Source organism: Halorussus aquaticus, from assembly GCF_024218795.1.
Classification (GTDB): Archaea; Halobacteriota; Halobacteria; order Halobacteriales; family Haladaptataceae; genus Halorussus; species Halorussus aquaticus.
In genome coordinates this window covers 1927617-1944948 of record NZ_CP100400.1, presented here as the reverse complement: position 1 = coordinate 1944948, position 17332 = coordinate 1927617, and the positions used below count along the sequence as shown (strand labels likewise).

Sequence of the window (17332 nt, the reverse complement as noted above, 5' to 3'; positions counted from 1 at the left end):
CGGAGGTGACTCGATAATGCGAGGACGCAACCACGAGTGGTGGCCGAACCAGTTGAATCTGGACGTTCTCGACCAGAACACGGAGGACGTCGGTCCGTACGGGGAGGACTTCGACTACGCCGAGGAGTTCCAGAAACTCGACCTCGAAGAAGTGAAGGCGGACCTCAAGGACCTGATGACGACGTCGCAGGACTGGTGGCCCGCCGACTACGGCCACTACGGACCGTTCTTCATCCGGATGGCGTGGCACGCCGCCGGCACGTACCGCACCGTGGACGGCCGCGGCGGCGCGTCCGGCGGGACCCAGCGCTTCGCCCCGCTCAACAGTTGGCCCGACAACGGGAACCTCGACAAGGCGCGCCGACTGCTCGAACCCATCAAGCAGAAGTACGGCCGCAAGCTCTCGTGGGCCGACCTCATCATTCTTGCCGGGAACGTCGCCCTCGAATCCATGGGTATGGAGACGCTCGGCTGGGCGGGCGGACGCGAGGACGAGTACGAACCCGACGAGGCCGTCTTCTGGGGTCCCGAGGAAGAGTGGGAAGCGCCGCAGGACCAGCGCATCGACGAGGACGGTGAACTCAAGGAACCGCTCGGTGCCACCGTGATGGGGCTCATCTACGTGGACCCCGAGGGACCGAACGGGAATCCGGAGCCGCTCGAATCGGCAGAGCGTATCCGCGAGGCGTTCGGCCGCATGGCGATGAGCGACGAGGAGACGGCCGCGCTCATCGCGGGCGGACACACGTTCGGGAAGTCCCACGGTGCCGACGATTCGGACATGGGTCCCGAACCCGAGGCGGCCCCCATCGAGGACCAAGGTCTCGGCTGGACCGACTCCGGCAAGGGCTCGGACACGACCACGAGCGGCATCGAGGGCGCGTGGAACGCGTGGCCCACGATGTGGGACACCTCCTACCTCGACAACCTGCTCGACTACGAGTGGGAACTGACCGAGAGCCCCGCCGGGGCGAAGCAGTGGCAACCGGTCGAGGAGGAGGCGTACGACACCGTGCCGGACGCCCACGACCCGTCCGAGAAGCACGCCCCGATGATGATGACGACGGACGTCGCCCTCAAGCGCGACCCCGAGTTCCGGGAGATCATCGAGAACTTCCGCGACAACCCGCCGGAGTTCCTCGAAGCCTTCGCCCGAGCGTGGTACAAGCTCATCCACCGCGACATGGGTCCGCCGGAACGGTTTCTCGGCCCGGACGTGCCGGACGAGACCATGCTCTGGCAGGACCCGCTCCCGGACGCCGACTACGACCTCATCGGCGACGAGGAAGCCGAGGAACTCAAGGCCGAGATTCTCGACTCGGAGCTGTCGGTGTCCGAACTGGTCAAGACCACTTGGGCGGCGGTGTCGACGTACCGCGACAGCGACAAGCGCGGCGGCGCGAACGGCGCTCGCATCCGCCTCGAACCCCAGCGGAGCTGGGAGGTCAACGAGCCCGCCCAACTGGAGACGGTGCTGGAGACCTACGAAGCGATTCAGGAGGACTTCAACGGGTCGCGGTCCGACGACGTGCGCGTCTCGCTCGCCGACCTCATCGTGCTGGGCGGTAACGCGGCCGTCGAGCGGGCCGCGGCGGACGCCGGGTACGACGTCGAGGTTCCGTTCGAACCCGGCCGCACCGACGCCACGCAGGAGCAGACCGACGAGGAATCGTTCGAGGTGCTCGAGCCCGAGGTCGACGGGTTCCGCAACTACTTCGGCGGCGAGTACGACGTGCCAGCCGAGGAGATGCTGGTCGACCACGCCGACCTGCTCGACCTGACGGCCTCCGAGATGACCGTGCTGGTCGGCGGCATGCGTGCGCTGGGTGCGAACTATCAGGACACGGACCTCGGCGTCTTCACCGACGAACCCGAGACGCTGCGAAACGACTTCTTCGTGAACCTGCTCTCCATGGACTACGAGTGGGAGCAGGCCTCCGACTCCGAGGAGGTCTACGAACTGCGCGACCGCGAGACCGGCGAGGTCGAGTGGGAGGCCAGTCGGGTCGACCTCATCTTCGGGTCGAACTCCCGACTGCGGAGCATCGCGGACGTCTACGCGGCCGAGGAGGAGAAGTTCGTGGAGGACTTCGTGGACGCGTGGCACAAGGTCACGACCAACGACCGCTTCGACCTCGAGTAACCGCAACCGAGAGGCTCCGAGTCGGTGACCGCCTACGACCTTTCGACGGGGTCCCGAGGTCTCGCACTGCTCTTTTCAGTAGTTGGTGATAATACGGTTTCCTCGTTCAGAGTAGTTCGTGACAACTACGGCAAGTAGAGGGGGGAGAGTCCACAGTCGTCCGTCGGCCAAGAATTGACACATAAAGAACTAATTGGGGCAAATGACAACCCAAACGTATGCCTCGAGTGAGCAACACCGGCCGAACTGCTTATCGGTTGCTAACTACGGGAGAGCGCCAATGGGAGTTTGTAGGTGTTCTCATCCTCGTTGCTGCCACAATCACATATGCGATTGGTTCGGTTGCCGCTGGCGAATCAGTCGGCGCGCAAGCACCGCTGGCTGTCGTCGTCGCCGGGCTAACCACAACGGCGGCGTTCCTCGTCGAGGATTTCGACGACACCTCGCAGTAGGGCGCACTTCGTTCGCATCTGTAGTTACCGAATCGCCGACTTCGGTTTCGGGAACAGCTCTGAATGAAGACTCCGTGCTACTATCTACTGTTTCTCTCTCGCCGTCTCTCCTTCGGACGTCCCGATGCCGTCGTCGCAGCCACGACGTGCGCACGAAGACAACGCTCCGACCGGCGACCTGTCGGCCGACCGAGCGCAACCGACACTGAAAAATAGGGTAGTTCCAAACCAACCCTCAATGCTGGAGTTGGAGCATCGGTTTCGGGTGGTGGACGTACACGCCAGACTCAACGCCGACGCCGGGGGCATTCAGACCCGCGGGCGGGCCATCAGCCCCGACAGGTTGGAGCGCGAGATGCATCAGGCCGGTGTCGTACGCTCGGTCGTGTTCCCGGGCACGCGCGACGGGGGGAGCTACGTGAGCGCGAACAACGCGGTGGCGCGACGGAGCGTAGACCGACCGTTCCTCACCTTCGCCCGGATAAACGGCCCGCGAGACCCGGGCGAGCGCGCGTCCTCGCGCCTGCGCAACCTCGCCGCCCGCCGGAAAGACCACCACACCTCCCCGGAGGACGTCGAGCAGTACGCCTACGACGACCGGTTCCACGGGTTCAAGCTGAACCCCGCCGAGGACGGTCTGCCCGACGACGAGACGCTGGACCGGTTGGAAGACGTGGGGTTGCCCGTACTCGTCCACGGGGGCGAGCAGTTCCCGCCGGACGCGGCCGAAGACGCCCTGCTCTCGCGGTCGTTCCCCGTAATCCTCGCTCACTTCGGCGGCCACCCGCTGAACCGGGAGTTGATGACCGAGGCAGTGGACCTGCTCGAACGCAACGACGACTGCTATCTCGACACGAGTTACGTCCGGTATCGGGACCTGTTGGAGCGAGCAGTGATGGAACATCCCGACCGAGTGCTGTTCGGGAGCGGTGCCCCGAGTTCTCACCCGAACGTCGCGGTGATGGAGATTCTGACGCTCGACGTGCCCGAGGACGCGATGCGGAAGGTGTTCGACAAGAACGCCAGACGCGTCCTGGGTGACTCGCTGCCGGGCGACTTCTGAATCGAACGGCCCACGTACCGACGAGCGCGCGACGTCCCGCGGGAAAACGCCTTAGTCGGTGGCGCTCGTTCGTCCTTCGAGGCGTAGTCGGATGTCCGGAAACGGAGCGGACGACGGAGATTCTCGTAACGAGGACCGCCCAGTGGACGGTGTGTCGCTCTCGCTGGACGCGACGTTCGAGTTACTCGCTCACGCCGACCGACGGGTGATACTGCGCTATCTCCGGGACGCGCCGGGGGAGTCTGCGACCCGGGACGAACTCGCGGACCACCTCGCCAGCGAGCGGGCCGAACAGTCGGGAGAACGACCCGACCGCGACCGCGTTCTATCGACGCTGCACCACGTTCACGTCCCGAAACTGGTGGACGCGGGCGTCGCCGATTACGACGCTCGGACCGGGGAAATTCGGTACTGGGGCAGCGACCGACTGGAGGAGTGGCACGACCGTGTCCGGAAACGGGAGGGCACCTAATCAGGAGCGTTGCTCGCAGTGGCATCCGGAACCTCGTACCCCGGAGACGCCAGTCGCTCGCCGTCGGTCTCCTGTCGGGCGACGACCGTGAGAAACGGTTCGAGCGCCTCGACGCCGTCGCTGAGCCAGACGGCGTCTTCCGGGTCGTCGTACGCTACCACGTCGTACTCCGCCAGTTTCGGGAGGTGAGTGTGGACGAGCGAGGCCGTCGCTCGCGTTCGGTCCTCCGCGACGTCCGAGGAGACGACCGCGTCGGCGAGTTCGTCGAGACCCGTCGGACCGTCGTCCTGTAAGACGTAGATAACACACCGACGATACGCGCTACCGAGCAAGTCGCACGAGTGGTCGATACGCTCGGAATTCATCGACGCAGCGGGTCCGCCTACCATCGTCCGAGGATATCACGACCACATTGATAAGCGATGGATTCGTTCCCAACCGTTTCACCCATACACAATCTGATAGTTGTGACCGTTTCGAAGGCTGAACCAACTCCGAGACCGGCCGTATTCGTCTCGGTCGAGGTGTCGATAGAGAGCGCTCGAACCGTCCGCTACTGGGTCGGTTCTTCCCTCTGCTCGGGGTCGGTTCGCCAATCGTACCGTTCGACCGCTCGGTCGGCGCGCACGGAGAGACCGTTCGGGTTGCGGGCCTCGCTCCTGTCCGCGAATCTGGCTTTGAGACCGTCCTTGCAACCCACGGCCATACTCTTGGCCACGCGCTTGCCGCTGGCCATCCACCCGGAGGGAGTCTCGTCGCCGCGAATCACGTCGGTCGCCGTCGAGAGGGCGTCCGAGACCGCGTCACGGAGCGTCCGGTAGACGACTCCCGGCCGAAGTCCGTAGTTCTTCACGAGCCGATAGGCGAGCGCGCGGTACTTCCACCCCCAGTCGCTGTCGTCGTCCTCGTCGATACGAGTCACCGACACGTCCGACGACCAGACGACCTCCCGGCCGCTCGCAGCGAGTCGGTGGGCGCAGTCGCGCGCGCCGCCCGTCTCCAGATACTCGTCGAACCCGTCCATCGCTTCGACGGTCTCTCGCGTGAACGCGACGTTCCCGCCGTCGAAGTAGGTCACTTCCCGGCCGTCGATGGTCCGACACTCCTCGGACTCGGTCGTCACCCCCGCCCGAACCGACCGATGGACCGGGCCGGTGACGACGTCGGCCTCGGCGATACCCGCCGCGATTCCGTCGTACCACGACGGTTCGATTACGTGGTCCTGTCCGACCAGTGCGACGACGTCGCCGGTCACCGCCGAGAGACCCGCGTTGCGCGCGACGTTGAGTTTTCTGTCCGAGACTTCGAGCAACATGTCCACGTCGTCGCGGTCGCGTACCATCCCGGTGGTCCCGTCGGCGGAGGGGCCGTTGACGACGACCACCTCCGCGTCCGGGGCGTGGGCCGCCAGCGCGTCGAGGCACGACGCGAGGCTCTCGCGGCCGTTGAGCGTCGGGACCACCACGGATAGCTCCATACCCCCGAATCTCCTGCCGGAGCCTTAAAAACTGTTCGGCCTCCGTTCGGTCGGCGTCAGGTTTTACCGGTCGTTACCGGGATTCGGCCCTATCTCTTAGAAACCGTCGGTGGAAACCGGGTCACTCGACGCGCGCGTTCCAGTAGGAGACCGACGCGAAGTAGTCCCCGACCGGCGAATCGCGGATGGTGGTATCGACGTCCCGAATCGGGTCCGCGATGGCCCCGGGAATCTTCCGATAGAACCCGTAGGGGAGTATCCAGTCGTGCTCGGCGTCCACGAGTCGGAGGTCGGCGTCGTCGAGCAGTTTCTCGACGTCGGCCCGGGTGTAGAGGTGCGACCCCATCGGCAGCAACCAGTTGTACACGCTCCGTGTGCTTCTGGCGTTGAACGTGTCGAAGACGACCTGTTCTTTGGCGACTCGACGCATCTCCGAGAGGAAGGTCGCGGGGGTGTCTGCGAGGTGGAAGAACCGCATGGCGAACACGGTGTCGAAGTGGTCGTCCGGGAACGGGAGACGACCGGCATCGCCGCGCATGAACTCCAAGTGGTCCGCGACACCGGCGCTCTGTGCCTTCTGGCGGCCCTGCTGGAGCATCGCCGCCGAGATGTCGAGACCCACGATGTCGGCACCGCGCTCGGCCAACATGACCGTGAAGCGGCCCGTACCGCAGGCTATCTCTAGCACGTTCTTGTCTTCCAGCGGGCCGATAGCGTCGAGGACGGCCTGTTTCTCGCGGCGGTCGATGAGTCGTCCTCCGCGAGAGAATCGCTTCTCTTCGTACTCCTCGGCGACTTCGTCGGTCTGGTACCACTCCGCTCCTTTCACGCTTCTCGTTTCATTGTAGTTCGCGGGGGGACTAAAACGGTATTGGAAGCGTCTCGGGACTGTCTTGTCGGGCACTGCTCGTCGGGCGGCGGGACAGCGACTTCGGCGCGGCCTCTCGACCGCGTCGCCGTCCTCGTCGAGGATTTGGCCAGTTCCGAGACACTTCGCCCGGGGGAGTCGCTACTACAATCTCTTTGTGAGTCGGGGTCGTACGTCGTTCGGAACACGCATGACGACCTGCAAGGGGTGCGGGAGACACCTCGACCCGGAGGACCTCGCCCGCCACGAGCGAGGCCAGTTCGTCGTGGTCCACTGCCCCGACTGCAAGTGTCTGCTCGGGCGGTACAACCGCCACGGCGCGGACCCGGAGACCGACAACCTGCGAACGTAGTCGTCGCCGCGGAGGCTACTCGCCGTTCGTGACCACCCGGTCTGGGCGAATCCGGACGACGACTCGGGGGCCGGACTCCTCGCCGTGGTTGGGGTACTCCTCGACGTCCATGTACCGCCGCGCGAGTTCGTCGATGTGTTCGACCGCGCCGTCCTCGGTCACTTCGACCACCTCGCCGCGGACCGAGACGTACCGGTAGGGGTCGTCGGGGTCCATCACGCAGAGACCGACCTTCGGGTCCCGTTCGACGTTGCGCACCTTCTGACGGCCGCGCGCGGTGTTGACCAGCAGGTGGTCCTCGTCGCGGTCTATCCAGACCGGGGTCACCTGCGGGGTGCCGTCGCCCATCAGGGTCGCGAAACTAGCGAACGTCTCGCGCTCGAACAGGTCGCTGAACTCTTCGGGAATCGACTCCATGCCCGACGATGGCTCTCGACCGACGTAACGTTTGGTCGTCTCGAGCCGCGAAAGTGGGTTTAAGGTAAATTAATATCTCCTTAAGGAGTATAGAGTGTACAGATGTGCATATAGCCAAGCTTTACCAGTGCGTTCCGGCGTGGCATAGATATGAGTACGACCACGGACGAGCCACCCGTAACCGAGCAATTATCTGACGACTTCCGCGACCGTCTGCGCGAACTCCCTCCGAGCGCCAAACTCGTCGCGAAGGTGCTGGAGACCGACGCCCCGCTCTCTCAGGGCCAACTGGCCGAGGAGTCGCTGCTGCCCGACCGCACGGTCCGATACGCCCTGAACCGCCTCGAAGACGAAGACCTCGTGGACTCGCGCTACAGTTTCCAAGACGCCCGGAAGCAGGTCTACTTCCTGAACCGCTGACTGCTATCGCTTCCGATTCGACCGTTCGGCCGTTCGACCGACCACGCATCGACCGTGGTCTCGACTGCCGAATCGACCATCCTTTTTTCGTCGGCGCGCGACGTCTCCGACATGGAATCTCATCGCGTCTCGGTCCCCACCGAGACGCTCGCACCGACGGGAGCGACGAACGCCTACGTCCTCGGCCGCGAGGACGCGCTTCTCGTGGACCCCGCTGGTCGAACCGACGAACTCGACGCTGCCGTCGAATCGCGTACCGTCGGCCATATCCTCGTCACGCACGCGCACCCGGACCACGTCGGCGGAGTCGCGCACTACGCGGACGCCTGCGACGCCACGGTCTGGGCCAGAGCGGGCCGCGAATCGCGCTTCGAGCGCGCGACGGGCGTCGCGCCCGACCGGACCTTCAGGGAGGGAACGAGAGTCGCGGGCGTCGAAGTCGTGGAGACGCCGGGTCACGCGCCCGACCACGTCGCGCTCGCGGCGGACGGAACGATGCTGACCGGCGACCTCGTGGTCTCGGAGGGGAGCGTGGTCGTCGGCGCAGACGAGGGCGACCTGCGGGCCTACCTGACGTCGCTCCGGCGACTCTACGCCCGCAACCCCGACAGGCTACTCCCCGGTCACGGTCCCGCCATCGACCATCCCCGCAGCGAAATCGAGCGCCTGATTCGCCATCGACTCGACCGGGAAGCGAAGGTCCTCGCAGCGGTCCGCGGCGGTGCGTCCGCACTCGACGAGGTACTCGACGCCGCTTACCAGAAGGACCTCTCGGGCGTCCGGGACCTCGCCCGAAGCACCGTCGCCGCTCACCTCGAAAAACTGGCCGTCGAGGGGAAAGTCGAGTGGGACGGCGAGTTAGCGCGTCTCCCCGGCGAAGACTGACGGACGGCCGGTCGTCAGGCATGCCGAATCCGACCGGTACGGTACCGCGACGTGTGGTACAGGTACTCTCAGAAGCCTTATACCCGGTCGGTCTCTTTGTATATTCGTAATGGCAAACGGTACGGTTGACTTCTTCAACGACACAGGCGGCTACGGTTTCATCGACAGCGACGATTCGGAGGAAGACGTCTTCTTCCACATGGAGGACATCGGCGGTCCCGACCTCGAAGAGGGGACGGAAGTCGAGTTCGACATCGAGCAGGCCGACAAAGGCCCCCGCGCGACGAATCTGACCCGAAAGTAAGCCGGATTGGGCGGTCGGCGGTTACGTAATCACCGGCCGTCCGATATCTCAACTCTACAATTTTAACGCACGCTACTCCCCGAGCGACAGCAGTCGCCGTCTCGGTGCGAGCGCGACGAGTGCCAGCGTGTCGTATCCGTCTCCGACAGTGACTCGCTCGTTCTCGTCACCGCCAATCACTCCGGCGGTACCGCAGTCGGGCCGATAAACACCCTTTTGCCCGCGAGGACTAATCGTCCGACGTGCAGAGTCTCGAAGCGGAACTGGAACGCGCACGCGACCTCGACACCGCCGACCTCGCCGACGCCATCGAGTCCATCGGCTTCGAGTGTACCCGGTGCGGCGCGTGCTGTAAGAGCGCGGAGCCACGCTCCGCGGAGAATCGAGCGGAGGAGCCGCGAGACAGCGAGACCGACGACCCCCACACGGCGACCGTCTTCCCCGACGAGGTGAGAGCCCTCGAAGACGCAACTGACTACGATTGGCGGGACGTCGCCCGACCGATGCCCTACGGTCTGGAAACCGCCGAGGGCGGGGACGGTTCGGAGAGCGACGGCGGCGAAACCGAACCCGCGGGCGAGACCTTCGAGTGGGCGCTCCAGACCGACGCGTGCGGCGACTGCACGTTCTACGAGGAGGCCGAAGACGGGACGGGTGCCTGCTCGGTCCACGGTGACCGACCGCTCATCTGCGAGACCTACCCCTTCTCCGTCGCGCTCGGCGGGACGAGCCAACCGATGGGCGAGGCCGTGGACGAGTCGGGCATGGTCCGCGCCCACGAGTGCGAAGGACTGGGCCGAGACATCTCCCGCGACCGAGCGGAGGACCTCGCGGGGGCGCTCAAGGAACGAGCGGTCCGGGAACTGGAGGAGGCCATCGGGGTCCGCGACGAGTACGAACCCGCCGACCCCGACGAGGGCGTCGTGGTCCACGACTCCGAGGGCGCGAAGCGACCGGACGGGTCGGCGTACGAAGGCTGACGCCGACGAGCGCGCCCGCGACCGCGGTCAGCGCCAACCGGATACTCTTCGGTCGTCGATTCGACACGGAGACGGTTCGTCCGTTCTCCTACGGAAACCTTCTGCGGGACTGGAGACCGGACGTATCGACTCGCTACGCCAGACCCAACGGTAGACGTGTTCCCGGCACTGCGGTCAGTGGCGACGCCGCCAGCGAAAAAAGGGCCGGTTAGAAGTCCTCTTCGATGATCTCGCCGACCGCGAAGTTGGACTTGACTTCCGTGATTTCGACCTTGACGCGCTCCCCGATTTCGGCGTCGGGCACGATGATGACGTAGCCACGTTCGACGCGGGCGATGCCGTCGCCCTGCTTGCCGATGTCCTCCACTTCGACGTAGCGAATCTCGCCCTCCTCGACGGGGGGTTGGGGTTCGGACGGCGCGCCGCTACTCGAGGACTGTGACGGCGACTCGTCCTGCGACGAGGAGTCGGAGTCGTCGGAGATGAGTGCGACGCGGTAGGTCTCGCCGGGTTCGACCGACCCGGTCTCTATCTCTCTGCGCGGTACTTCGACGACGTACTTGTCGTCTTCGATAGTCACATCAGCACTGAACAGACACAGCAGTTTGTCAGAGATCTCCAAGGCTATATGCCTCCGTTTTGACCCAAGTGGTCAGCGCGTAAAGAGTTTTTCTACACCCGACCTTTTGCTGCGTCCTCGGGAGCGAAGTCATTCGAAACGGCGAAACTGCTTCGGCGGGCGCGACCGGAGCGCCGTGCCTCCACAAAGAACCGGCGAAAATACTGCGTTCCCCCTCCGCTCCGGTCGCCGCTCGCCGAGTCGTGACGGCGCGACGCCACCAGTCAACTAGCCGAACATTGATGGTGGCCCGCCGACGAAGTGTTAGCATGGCCACAGAATCGTCCGAAGGGTGGACCGGGTACGACAAACTCGCGGGACTCGTCGCGTTGACGCTGATGGCCGGTTACTACGTGACGCCGATACAGCGGGGCGTCGCGGGAGCGTTACACGCCATGCTGGGTCCGGCCACGACCATCCTGCCGTTCTCGGTTCTCGTCCTGCTGCTCGCCGGGACGACCGGTCTCTCGTCGGCGGTCCTCCAGACGAAGCTCCGGAGCCAGCGACGCGTGGAGCGACTCCAAGAGCGCATGTCGGACCTGCGCGAGCGGATGGAGTCGGCCCGCGAGCGCGACGACGAGGACGCCGTCGAGGACCTCCGCGACGAGCAGATGGAACTCACGACCGACTACCTCGCGGCGATGAAGACCCAGTTCCGACCCGCGGTCTGGAGCATGCTGGTCTCGGTCCCGGTGTTCCTCTGGCTCCGATGGGTGTTCGTCGCGCCGAGCGCCGCCGTCGCGCCCGCGGCGCTGGCGCTCCCGGTCGTCGGTCAGGTCGCATGGACTGCGACGCTCGTCGGCCCGTTGAAGGTCTGGCTCGCGTGGTACGTCGGCTGTTCGCTCTCGACCGGCCTGCTCGCGCGGAGAGCCATCGCGCGACTCGCCTGAGCGGTCTCTTTTCGGCGGTTCTCGTATCCTTTCGGTTCGCCGCCCGTCGGCAGTCGGGCTACTCCGGCCGGTGCTGTCCTGCGGCCGTTTCGGTCACTCGGTCCACGATGGCGTCCACGAGGTCCGGAACGACCGTCCAGACGCCGTAGTAGCTGTCCGGGTCGCGTTCCTCGACGATCATCGCGGCCTTGGCCGCGTCGTTGCCCGCGCCATCGAAGACGACCAGCCACGTCCCCGCCAACTCGTGGCGATCGCCGTGGACGACGAATCGGTCGTCGCTCGGGACGTAGGCGGGGTCTTCGAAGACGTGGACCTCGCACCCCGCCTCGGCCACGTCGGCGTAGATGTCCCACTGGTCGTCCATCGAAGCGAACCGCTGCTGGCCCGCGACGTAGAGTCGGCCCTCGCCCGCACGCCACGCCGAGGTCTCGATGCGGTTCGACAGCGCGCGGAGTCCGGCCCGGTCGCCGTACCTGGCGATGAAGAGCGTGTCAGACGGGTGGAACGGCGAAACCGCTTCGCCTATCGGGTCGTCGCCCCGATTGGGGTGGACGAGCGCGCCGCCCACGAGGACGTCGTCGTGGAGGACCGCGAACTCGTCGGGTCGTTCGTCGGTCAGCGTGGTCCCGACCGTCACGTCGTCGATGTCGAGGTAGCGGCCGAGCGTGTCGCCGAGGGTCGCGAGGGTCGCCTCGGAGCAGTCGGTGTTGAACGCCGCGAGCGTCAGTCCGTCGGGGACGGCGTGAGGCGCGACGTCGCGCTCGCGAATGGGGGAATCGGGCATGCGGAGAACGTCGCGTAGTTAGGCGGAAAACTCAAAAAGCGTAGTGGCCTCTGGGCGACACGTCGAAACCGCCGTGGAGGCTCAGTCGGCGCCCTCGGGCGTTTTTGCGGTCGTGAACTCGGTCAGGTCCACGCCCACATCGGCGTCGAGTTCGGCCGAGGAGTCGTACGGTCGCTCGACGACGATGTTCCCGGCGCGCTGCTTACCGAGGCCCGGAATCGCGGTGAGTTCGTCCATCGTCGCGCTGTTCACGTCGAGGGGGTATGGCACGCCCGTGACAGACCGGTAGCCGTGGTCCACGACCGCCACGTCCACGGTCCGGCCGAGGTCGCGCTCGCCCGGAATCCCGACGAGCAGGGGGTAGGTGCCGAGTTGGCGACCGAACGTCTTCCCGTCTTGGTGGTATTCGAGATGCACGTCCGGTAGGACCGTCCCCGCCGGGGCGAGGCGCTGGAGCATCGGGTTGTCTATCTCCTCGCGGACTTCGGTCTTGTACTGCTTGAACAGTTTCTTGTGGTCGTTGGCGATGTCCGCGCCGACGTCGCTCATCTCGGTGCCGTCGAACGCCATGACCTGCCGGATGTTGACCCGGCGGAGCATCAGACCCTCGTCGTACACCCGGTTCAGGAACTCCTTGTTGTGTTCGAACGTCTCGCGTCGCTCGCCCTTCAGTCCGTGGAGCAGGTTGATGCCCGGCAGGAGTTTGGGCAGGCGATTCGCGGCGTCTCGGCCGTGGGTGGGCGCGTCGGCGGGGTCCTCGCCGGGTCGCCACCCGGCCTCCTCGTTGACGATTTTGACCGCCTCGAAGCACTCCTCGGCGGTCACGTTGAGGTTGTTCTCGTCCTGCACGAGCGGGTCGGCCGATTCGAGACCGAAGGCGGCGGTGTCGCCCGGCGTGTTGTGCTCGGCGATGACCCGGATGCCCTCGCGGGCCAACTCGGGCCACTCGACCACCGTGATGGGGTTCATGTTGTCGAGGTGGAGGGTCCCGAGGTCCGGTGCGACCTCCCGAATCCCGCCGTAGAGGTCGCGGAGCGCGTCGGGGTTCGGCTTCTCGCCGTCGCCGCCGTAGGCGAGGATGTCGGCCTGCCGCCCGAGTCGGAAGTGTCGCGCGCCCCGGTCGTAGAGCGTCTCGACCTCGCTGACGACCGACTCCGGCCGTCGGAACGAGGGATTCCCGTAGAGCGGTTCCGTGCAGAACGAGCAGCGGTAGGGACACCCCCTGCTCGTCTCCATCTCGCAGATGAGGTAGTCCGGGTGGTTTGGGTGTTGCTCGACGACGAACGCCCCGGAGGCGGCCCACCGGTCTATCTCCTCGTTGTCGCGCATCCGATTGTCGAACCCCTCTAAGCCGCTGTCCAGCAGGTCGTAGGCCGCGGCTTCCACGTCGCCTTTCGCCACGAAGTCGAAGTCGAGGTCGTCGCGCTCGGTCTCGGTGCCACCGGCGTTCTCGTCGCCGACGCCGAACTTCACCGGGCCGCCCATCAGACTCGTCCCGTCGGCGGTCCACGCCATCTTGCGCACTTCGTCGGGTTCGGCCGGGGTGCCCCCGACGTACTTGCCGGGGACGGTCATCCCGCCGATGTAGACGAACAGGTCGGCGTCCTCCACGTCGCGCCACTTGTGGGAGTCGTCCCGGAGTTCGTCGATGGTGTGATAGGTGACGTTCTCCGCGGGGACGCCCGCGTCCACGATGGCCCCCGCGGTGTACCGCGGGTAGGTCGAGATGTAGGGCGGGACACCGAAGTGGGCCGGTTCGTCGACGTACCCGTCCACGAGGGTCACGTCGAGGTCCGTGAGGTCGGTCATGCGGGGAAGTTGCCGCTCGACGGGTAAAACGATGACTACACGCCGCCGGACTGGCAGGACCAGCACGGCGCTGGAGAAGGCTGTGACGTTGGAGGGCTAACGCGACGGTCCGTGACCGAAGGCGGCACGGCCGCGGTCAGTGAAGGTACGGGTACGACCGGAACGCTTCGACCGCGGCGCGTCGGTCAGATAGCTCCGTGAGGTCGGCCGTGTAGACGGTGAAGTACGGCGGGCCGCGGGCGACCCGGAGGGTGTCGCCTTCGACGGTCACGTCGCCGAGTCGCCGCCACGGAATCGCGGTCGCTCCCCACCCGCCTCGCTGCCGGACCAGAAGGTGGTCGTCGAGCGCGACGAGTTCGTACTCCTCGGTGCCGGTGAGACCGTTCCCGATGAGCATTCCGACGACGGTTCCGACGAGCGACCCTATCGAGAACGAATCAGCAATCGTGTACGAGATGACCAAGAGAGCCACGGTAGCGCCGACGATTCCCAGCGCGAACTGTCGCCACTTGGACTGGACGGCGAAAACTCTCCCGCGGACCTGTCCGCGCTCCAGCAGGAGCATCCCGCGGTGTTGCTCCCCCATGGCGGCCACGAGGAACGCCGCGACCGTGAAGACGAGTACTCGAACCGACGTTCCCCCGGGCGGCGTCGGCGCGCCGAACAGAGCGGGGCCGAAGAGGACCGCGGCCGGAAGGAGACCGAGACCGGCGAGGACCCACTGAGCGCGCGCTTCGACCGCCCGGTCGAACGCGTCCGGTACCTGTTCGAGGACGGCCCACACGACGACACTGACGCAAGTGCCGAGACCGATGCCGAGGACGGGGTCGGTCGGCCACGGTCCCGGCGTCGCGAGGAACCCGGCGAGACCGGCGAGGAAACCGAGCGAGAGGGGGGCGTGTCGGGGTTCGGGGCGGCGGAGTCGCATGTACGACAGTCGTACCGCCACCCATTTGATAGCTGTCATCTCTGGCGAGTGTCCGCCTGCTCACCGTTCGTGACCGCCGACGGCTTCCCGGCGACCGGTTCGGACTCCGGTCGCGCCGACGTTGTACGGAGCCTGAAGTCACCGTTCGCACCGTTCACGTGAGTTCAATCGCGGACTGACGCGTGGCGGTTCGGCCCGTCGAGACGAACGTATCAGCCGTACGGTAGTAGGCGGCGCGGAACAATGTCCGGTTCGGTCCAACGAACGGTCGGCGATTGGCATGTCCGAACGAGACTCCTCCATCGACGGTATCGAGCGACGCGGCGTCCTCGCGGCGCTGGCGACCGGAATCGGCGGCGCGGGCGTCGCCCAGCGGACGCTCGCCCGGCAAGTAGACGCGCTCGACACGCCCGGGTACGTCGTCGAACAGGGCGACCATTGCATCCCGATAACGCCGCTCTCGGGCGACGAGACCGTCGAAGCCTTCTACGACTACCGGACGCCCTACACCTCCCCGTCGGGCGCGGCCTACAGTTCCTACGGGACGACCGACCTCCAGCGCCCCGAGACCAGTATCTGCTTCCTCTACGACGGTCCGGAGGGTCTGAGTCTGGTCGTCGTCCACGACGAACTGAACGACGGCACTTCCGGGGGCGCGGTGACGTTCGACCTCGGGTTCGAGAACCCCGGCCGTGGGTCGTGGGTCGTCGGCGACGACGACTACGACGCGCCGAGCAACTACGACACCTTCGACCGCACCGCCGACGGGTGGTCCGTGGACTGGACGTGGACCGACGGGCGGTCCGACGGCGGGGCCTACCGCCCCCTCGGCGAGGAGTTCGCCGTCACCATCGACCCGGCGTTCAATCGGGCCGCGGCGCTGTACGGCGACCCGTACGAGGGCGAGATAACCGACTGGCAGGTCCTCTCGGGCGACCGGAGCGACCCCGACCGGGTCTCGCTGGCGCTGGACGAACCGCTCGTGGTGCGCACCGGAACGTGCGGCGGGACGACGACTACGACGACCCGGCGCGAGACGACGGAGGAGACGACGACCGAGCAAGACGACCGCCAATCGGAGCCGATTTCGGCCGACGTGACGGTCGTCCCCGGGAAGGTGAACCCGCGAAGCCACGGCCGTCTGCCGGTCGTCGTGCGCTCGACCGACCAGTTCGACGCCACGACGCTCGCTCCCGGAAGCGTCGCGTTCGGGCCGGAGGACGGAACGAAGCGCACGAGTCCGGTCAAACGAATCCGTACCGACGCGGACGGCGACGGCCGAACCGACCTCAAACTCCTCTTCCGGACGGACGCGACGGGCATCGACCGGGACACCGACCGCGTGCAACTGACCGGCGAGACCGAGAGCGGGCGGACCGTCGAGGGGTCCGCGGAGGTCCGAATCGTGCCGAACGGCGACGAGGACGACCCGGAGGAAGACGAGGAGGAGAAGGAAGACGAGAAAGAGGAGAGTAGTGAGCGTGAGGCGGAGGAGGAAAGCGAGGGGAGCGAACAGGCGAAGAAGGACGAAGACGAGACGAAAGAGGATGGGAACGAGGCAGAGGACGAGGAGGAGGGCGGCGACGACAACGGAGACGAGCGAGAAGACGAAGCCGAGGAGGACGACGGCGGCGACGACGAAGGCGAACGCGGTGGCGGAGACGGACGCGGAGGAGGTCAGGGAAAGAGCCGAGGGAAGGGGAACGGAAAGGGCCGAGGGAAGGAAAACGGACGAGGTCGAGGGAAGAAGAAGGGGAAAGAGAACGGAAAGGGTCGCGGCGGCGAGCGAGGAGGCGACGAGGACGACTAGTCGGATGTCGGCGGTCTCGACCCACAGAATCGCCGAAGCCCTCGTGTTTATGGTCACCGGGCCGTTAAATTCGGACATGCCCGCGACGCTCGAAGTGAAGTGTACGAACGACGAGTGCGAACTGGACATGTTCGAGATGCACTACACCTACGATATGCCCGACGACGTCGGTGTCGAGGACTTTCAGTGTCCGTACTGCACTCGAACCGACACCCTCCGGGAAATCGAGCTATGACCATCCGAGAGATCGGCCGGTCTGTCGGGAGCGCCGTCCTCCAGCGCGTCGGCCGGGCCGCCAGCAAGGTCCAAGAGTCCAAGCCCCTCCCCGTGGACCTGCTGGAGAGCGACGACGCCTACCTCGTCGTGTTCGACGCGCCCGGCGCGACCGGAAGCGACGTGCAGGTCCGCTACGCCGAGGGTGCGGTCCACGTCCGAATCGACCGCTTCCGCGACTACTACGAGGGCTTCGAGATGCTGTTCCCCGGCCGCGGTCTCTCGCTCGACGGGAAGGCCGACCTCCCGACGGACGCCGTGGTGGACGCGAACGAAGCGTCCGCGACCCTGACCGAACACGGTACCCTCCGGGTTCGGGTCCCGAAGCGCGAGGAGACGGCCGACGACTCCCCGACCGAATCGGCCGAAGCGTAGTCAGACGCTTC

The 17332-nt window shown here is 66.0% G+C and carries 20 protein-coding genes and 1 pseudogene; 13 read left to right on the top strand and 8 right to left on the bottom strand.

The genetic code is table 11. The features are described from left to right. The first annotated feature begins 16 nt into the window (after window positions 1–16). The 4 genes from katG to NGM06_RS10005 all read left to right on the top strand — a co-directional run bounded on the left by katG (window position 17) and on the right by NGM06_RS10005 (window position 4130). Window positions 17–2143, top strand: a complete 2127-nt coding sequence (gene katG, locus NGM06_RS10020) for a catalase/peroxidase HPI (RefSeq protein ID WP_254266825.1) — start codon at window positions 17–19, stop codon at window positions 2141–2143. A gap of 218 nt (window positions 2144–2361) precedes the next feature. Then, the gene (locus NGM06_RS10015; RefSeq protein ID WP_254266824.1) at window positions 2362–2595 is read left to right on the top strand and encodes a hypothetical protein; all 234 of its coding nucleotides are present in this window, start codon (window positions 2362–2364) and stop codon (window positions 2593–2595) included. 238 nt (window positions 2596–2833) lie between these two features. Beyond that, window positions 2834–3658, top strand: coding sequence for an amidohydrolase family protein (locus tag NGM06_RS10010; protein WP_254266823.1), 825 nt, complete (start codon window positions 2834–2836; stop codon window positions 3656–3658). A 91-nt stretch (window positions 3659–3749) separates the two neighbouring features. Beyond that, the gene (locus NGM06_RS10005; RefSeq protein WP_254266822.1) at window positions 3750–4130 is read left to right on the top strand and encodes a DUF7344 domain-containing protein; all 381 of its coding nucleotides are present in this window, start codon (window positions 3750–3752) and stop codon (window positions 4128–4130) included. On the opposite strand, the gene NGM06_RS10000 is transcribed toward NGM06_RS10005, so the two are convergent. The 3 genes from NGM06_RS10000 to NGM06_RS09990 all read right to left on the bottom strand — a co-directional run bounded on the left by NGM06_RS10000 (window position 4127) and on the right by NGM06_RS09990 (window position 6436). Continuing rightward, complete coding sequence (locus NGM06_RS10000) at window positions 4127–4495, bottom strand: DUF7344 domain-containing protein (RefSeq protein ID WP_254266821.1); 369 nt, start codon at window positions 4493–4495, stop codon at window positions 4127–4129. The genes NGM06_RS10005 and NGM06_RS10000 overlap by 4 nt on opposite strands. A gap of 188 nt (window positions 4496–4683) precedes the next feature. Then, window positions 4684–5607 carry a glycosyltransferase family 2 protein gene (locus tag NGM06_RS09995; RefSeq protein WP_254266820.1) on the bottom strand — a complete coding sequence of 308 codons (924 nt, stop codon included), beginning with the start codon at window positions 5605–5607 and terminating at the stop codon, window positions 4684–4686. Between the two features lie 121 nt (window positions 5608–5728). Beyond that, entirely contained in the window at window positions 5729–6436 is a 708-nt protein-coding gene (locus NGM06_RS09990) for a class I SAM-dependent methyltransferase (RefSeq protein ID WP_254266819.1), read from the bottom strand. A gap of 229 nt (window positions 6437–6665) precedes the next feature. Here NGM06_RS09990 and NGM06_RS09985 point away from each other — a divergent pair, with 229 nt between their 5' ends. After that, window positions 6666–6827 carry a hypothetical protein gene (locus NGM06_RS09985; RefSeq protein WP_254266818.1) on the top strand — a complete coding sequence of 54 codons (162 nt, stop codon included), beginning with the start codon at window positions 6666–6668 and terminating at the stop codon, window positions 6825–6827. 15 nt (window positions 6828–6842) lie between these two features. Here NGM06_RS09985 and NGM06_RS09980 read toward each other — a convergent pair whose 3' ends face one another. Next, the gene (locus NGM06_RS09980) at window positions 6843–7244 is read right to left on the bottom strand and encodes a PPOX class F420-dependent oxidoreductase (RefSeq protein WP_254266817.1); all 402 of its coding nucleotides are present in this window, start codon (window positions 7242–7244) and stop codon (window positions 6843–6845) included. 150 nt (window positions 7245–7394) lie between these two features. Between NGM06_RS09980 and NGM06_RS09975 the strand changes: the two genes are divergently transcribed. The 4 genes from NGM06_RS09975 (at window position 7395) to NGM06_RS09960 (ending at window position 9833) form a co-directional block, all read left to right on the top strand. Beyond that, window positions 7395–7664, top strand: coding sequence for a MarR family transcriptional regulator (locus tag NGM06_RS09975; protein WP_163522132.1), 270 nt, complete (start codon window positions 7395–7397; stop codon window positions 7662–7664). Window positions 7665–7775: 111 nt separating this feature from the next. Beyond that, window positions 7776–8549, top strand: coding sequence for an MBL fold metallo-hydrolase (locus tag NGM06_RS09970; protein ID WP_254266816.1), 774 nt, complete (start codon window positions 7776–7778; stop codon window positions 8547–8549). 109 nt (window positions 8550–8658) lie between these two features. Beyond that, a complete protein-coding gene (locus NGM06_RS09965) occupies window positions 8659–8853 on the top strand; it encodes a cold-shock protein (protein ID WP_163522134.1) in 195 nt (64 codons plus the stop codon). Window positions 8854–9095: 242 nt separating this feature from the next. Continuing rightward, on the top strand, window positions 9096–9833 hold the full coding sequence (locus NGM06_RS09960) for a YkgJ family cysteine cluster protein (protein ID WP_254266815.1): 738 nt from the start codon (window positions 9096–9098) through the stop codon (window positions 9831–9833). A gap of 208 nt (window positions 9834–10041) precedes the next feature. Here NGM06_RS09960 and NGM06_RS09955 read toward each other — a convergent pair whose 3' ends face one another. Continuing rightward, window positions 10042–10455: a TRAM domain-containing protein gene (locus NGM06_RS09955; protein WP_254266814.1), complete on the bottom strand. Its 414-nt coding sequence runs from the start codon at window positions 10453–10455 to the stop codon at window positions 10042–10044. A 266-nt stretch (window positions 10456–10721) separates the two neighbouring features. Between NGM06_RS09955 and NGM06_RS09950 the strand changes: the two genes are divergently transcribed. Further along, on the top strand, window positions 10722–11342 hold the full coding sequence (locus tag NGM06_RS09950) for a DUF106 domain-containing protein (RefSeq protein ID WP_254266813.1): 621 nt from the start codon (window positions 10722–10724) through the stop codon (window positions 11340–11342). 58 nt (window positions 11343–11400) lie between these two features. On the opposite strand, the gene NGM06_RS09945 is transcribed toward NGM06_RS09950, so the two are convergent. The 3 genes from NGM06_RS09945 to NGM06_RS09935 all read right to left on the bottom strand — a co-directional run bounded on the left by NGM06_RS09945 (window position 11401) and on the right by NGM06_RS09935 (window position 14902). After that, window positions 11401–12126 (bottom strand): hypothetical protein, encoded by a 726-nt coding sequence (locus NGM06_RS09945; protein ID WP_254266812.1) that lies wholly within the window; start codon window positions 12124–12126, stop codon window positions 11401–11403. Window positions 12127–12207: 81 nt separating this feature from the next. After that, window positions 12208–13935 (bottom strand): radical SAM protein, encoded by a 1728-nt coding sequence (locus tag NGM06_RS09940; protein WP_254266811.1) that lies wholly within the window; start codon window positions 13933–13935, stop codon window positions 12208–12210. Window positions 13936–14071: 136 nt separating this feature from the next. Then, the gene (locus NGM06_RS09935; protein ID WP_254266810.1) at window positions 14072–14902 is read right to left on the bottom strand and encodes a hypothetical protein; all 831 of its coding nucleotides are present in this window, start codon (window positions 14900–14902) and stop codon (window positions 14072–14074) included. A gap of 241 nt (window positions 14903–15143) precedes the next feature. Here NGM06_RS09935 and NGM06_RS09930 point away from each other — a divergent pair, with 241 nt between their 5' ends. From NGM06_RS09930 to NGM06_RS09920, 3 genes and pseudogenes are all read left to right on the top strand, one after another. Beyond that, complete coding sequence (locus tag NGM06_RS09930) at window positions 15144–16673, top strand: hypothetical protein (RefSeq protein WP_254266809.1); 1530 nt, start codon at window positions 15144–15146, stop codon at window positions 16671–16673. A 76-nt stretch (window positions 16674–16749) separates the two neighbouring features. Beyond that, window positions 16750–16908: a DUF7559 family protein gene (locus NGM06_RS09925; protein ID WP_254266808.1), complete on the top strand. Its 159-nt coding sequence runs from the start codon at window positions 16750–16752 to the stop codon at window positions 16906–16908. Beyond that, a pseudogene (locus NGM06_RS09920) lies at window positions 16905–17294 on the top strand (Hsp20/alpha crystallin family protein); the annotation flags it as partial. The gene NGM06_RS09925 and the pseudogene NGM06_RS09920, both read left to right, overlap by 4 nt. Window positions 17295–17332: the final 38 nt, after the last annotated feature.

What these genes read in the sequence shown, in the direction of transcription:
- NGM06_RS09965 (WP_163522134.1), top strand. Translation starts at nt 8,659, where the DNA reads ATGGCAAACGGTACGGTTGACTTCTTCAACGACACAGGCGGCTACGGT.
- NGM06_RS09935 (WP_254266810.1), bottom strand. Translation starts at nt 14,902, where the DNA reads ATGACAGCTATCAAATGGGTGGCGGTACGACTGTCGTACATGCGACTC.
- NGM06_RS09930 (WP_254266809.1), top strand. Translation starts at nt 15,144, where the DNA reads ATGTCCGAACGAGACTCCTCCATCGACGGTATCGAGCGACGCGGCGTC.
- NGM06_RS10005 (WP_254266822.1), top strand. Translation starts at nt 3,750, where the DNA reads ATGTCCGGAAACGGAGCGGACGACGGAGATTCTCGTAACGAGGACCGC.
- NGM06_RS09980 (WP_254266817.1), bottom strand. Translation starts at nt 7,244, where the DNA reads ATGGAGTCGATTCCCGAAGAGTTCAGCGACCTGTTCGAGCGCGAGACG.
- NGM06_RS10010 (WP_254266823.1), top strand. Translation starts at nt 2,834, where the DNA reads ATGCTGGAGTTGGAGCATCGGTTTCGGGTGGTGGACGTACACGCCAGA.
- NGM06_RS10015 (WP_254266824.1), top strand. Translation starts at nt 2,362, where the DNA reads ATGCCTCGAGTGAGCAACACCGGCCGAACTGCTTATCGGTTGCTAACT.
- NGM06_RS09970 (WP_254266816.1), top strand. Translation starts at nt 7,776, where the DNA reads ATGGAATCTCATCGCGTCTCGGTCCCCACCGAGACGCTCGCACCGACG.
- NGM06_RS09940 (WP_254266811.1), bottom strand. Translation starts at nt 13,935, where the DNA reads ATGACCGACCTCACGGACCTCGACGTGACCCTCGTGGACGGGTACGTC.
- NGM06_RS09985 (WP_254266818.1), top strand. Translation starts at nt 6,666, where the DNA reads ATGACGACCTGCAAGGGGTGCGGGAGACACCTCGACCCGGAGGACCTC.
- NGM06_RS09925 (WP_254266808.1), top strand. Translation starts at nt 16,750, where the DNA reads ATGCCCGCGACGCTCGAAGTGAAGTGTACGAACGACGAGTGCGAACTG.
- NGM06_RS10000 (WP_254266821.1), bottom strand. Translation starts at nt 4,495, where the DNA reads ATGAATTCCGAGCGTATCGACCACTCGTGCGACTTGCTCGGTAGCGCG.
- NGM06_RS09975 (WP_163522132.1), top strand. Translation starts at nt 7,395, where the DNA reads ATGAGTACGACCACGGACGAGCCACCCGTAACCGAGCAATTATCTGAC.
- NGM06_RS09995 (WP_254266820.1), bottom strand. Translation starts at nt 5,607, where the DNA reads ATGGAGCTATCCGTGGTGGTCCCGACGCTCAACGGCCGCGAGAGCCTC.
- NGM06_RS09950 (WP_254266813.1), top strand. Translation starts at nt 10,722, where the DNA reads ATGGCCACAGAATCGTCCGAAGGGTGGACCGGGTACGACAAACTCGCG.
- katG (WP_254266825.1), top strand. Translation starts at nt 17, where the DNA reads ATGCGAGGACGCAACCACGAGTGGTGGCCGAACCAGTTGAATCTGGAC.
- NGM06_RS09945 (WP_254266812.1), bottom strand. Translation starts at nt 12,126, where the DNA reads ATGCCCGATTCCCCCATTCGCGAGCGCGACGTCGCGCCTCACGCCGTC.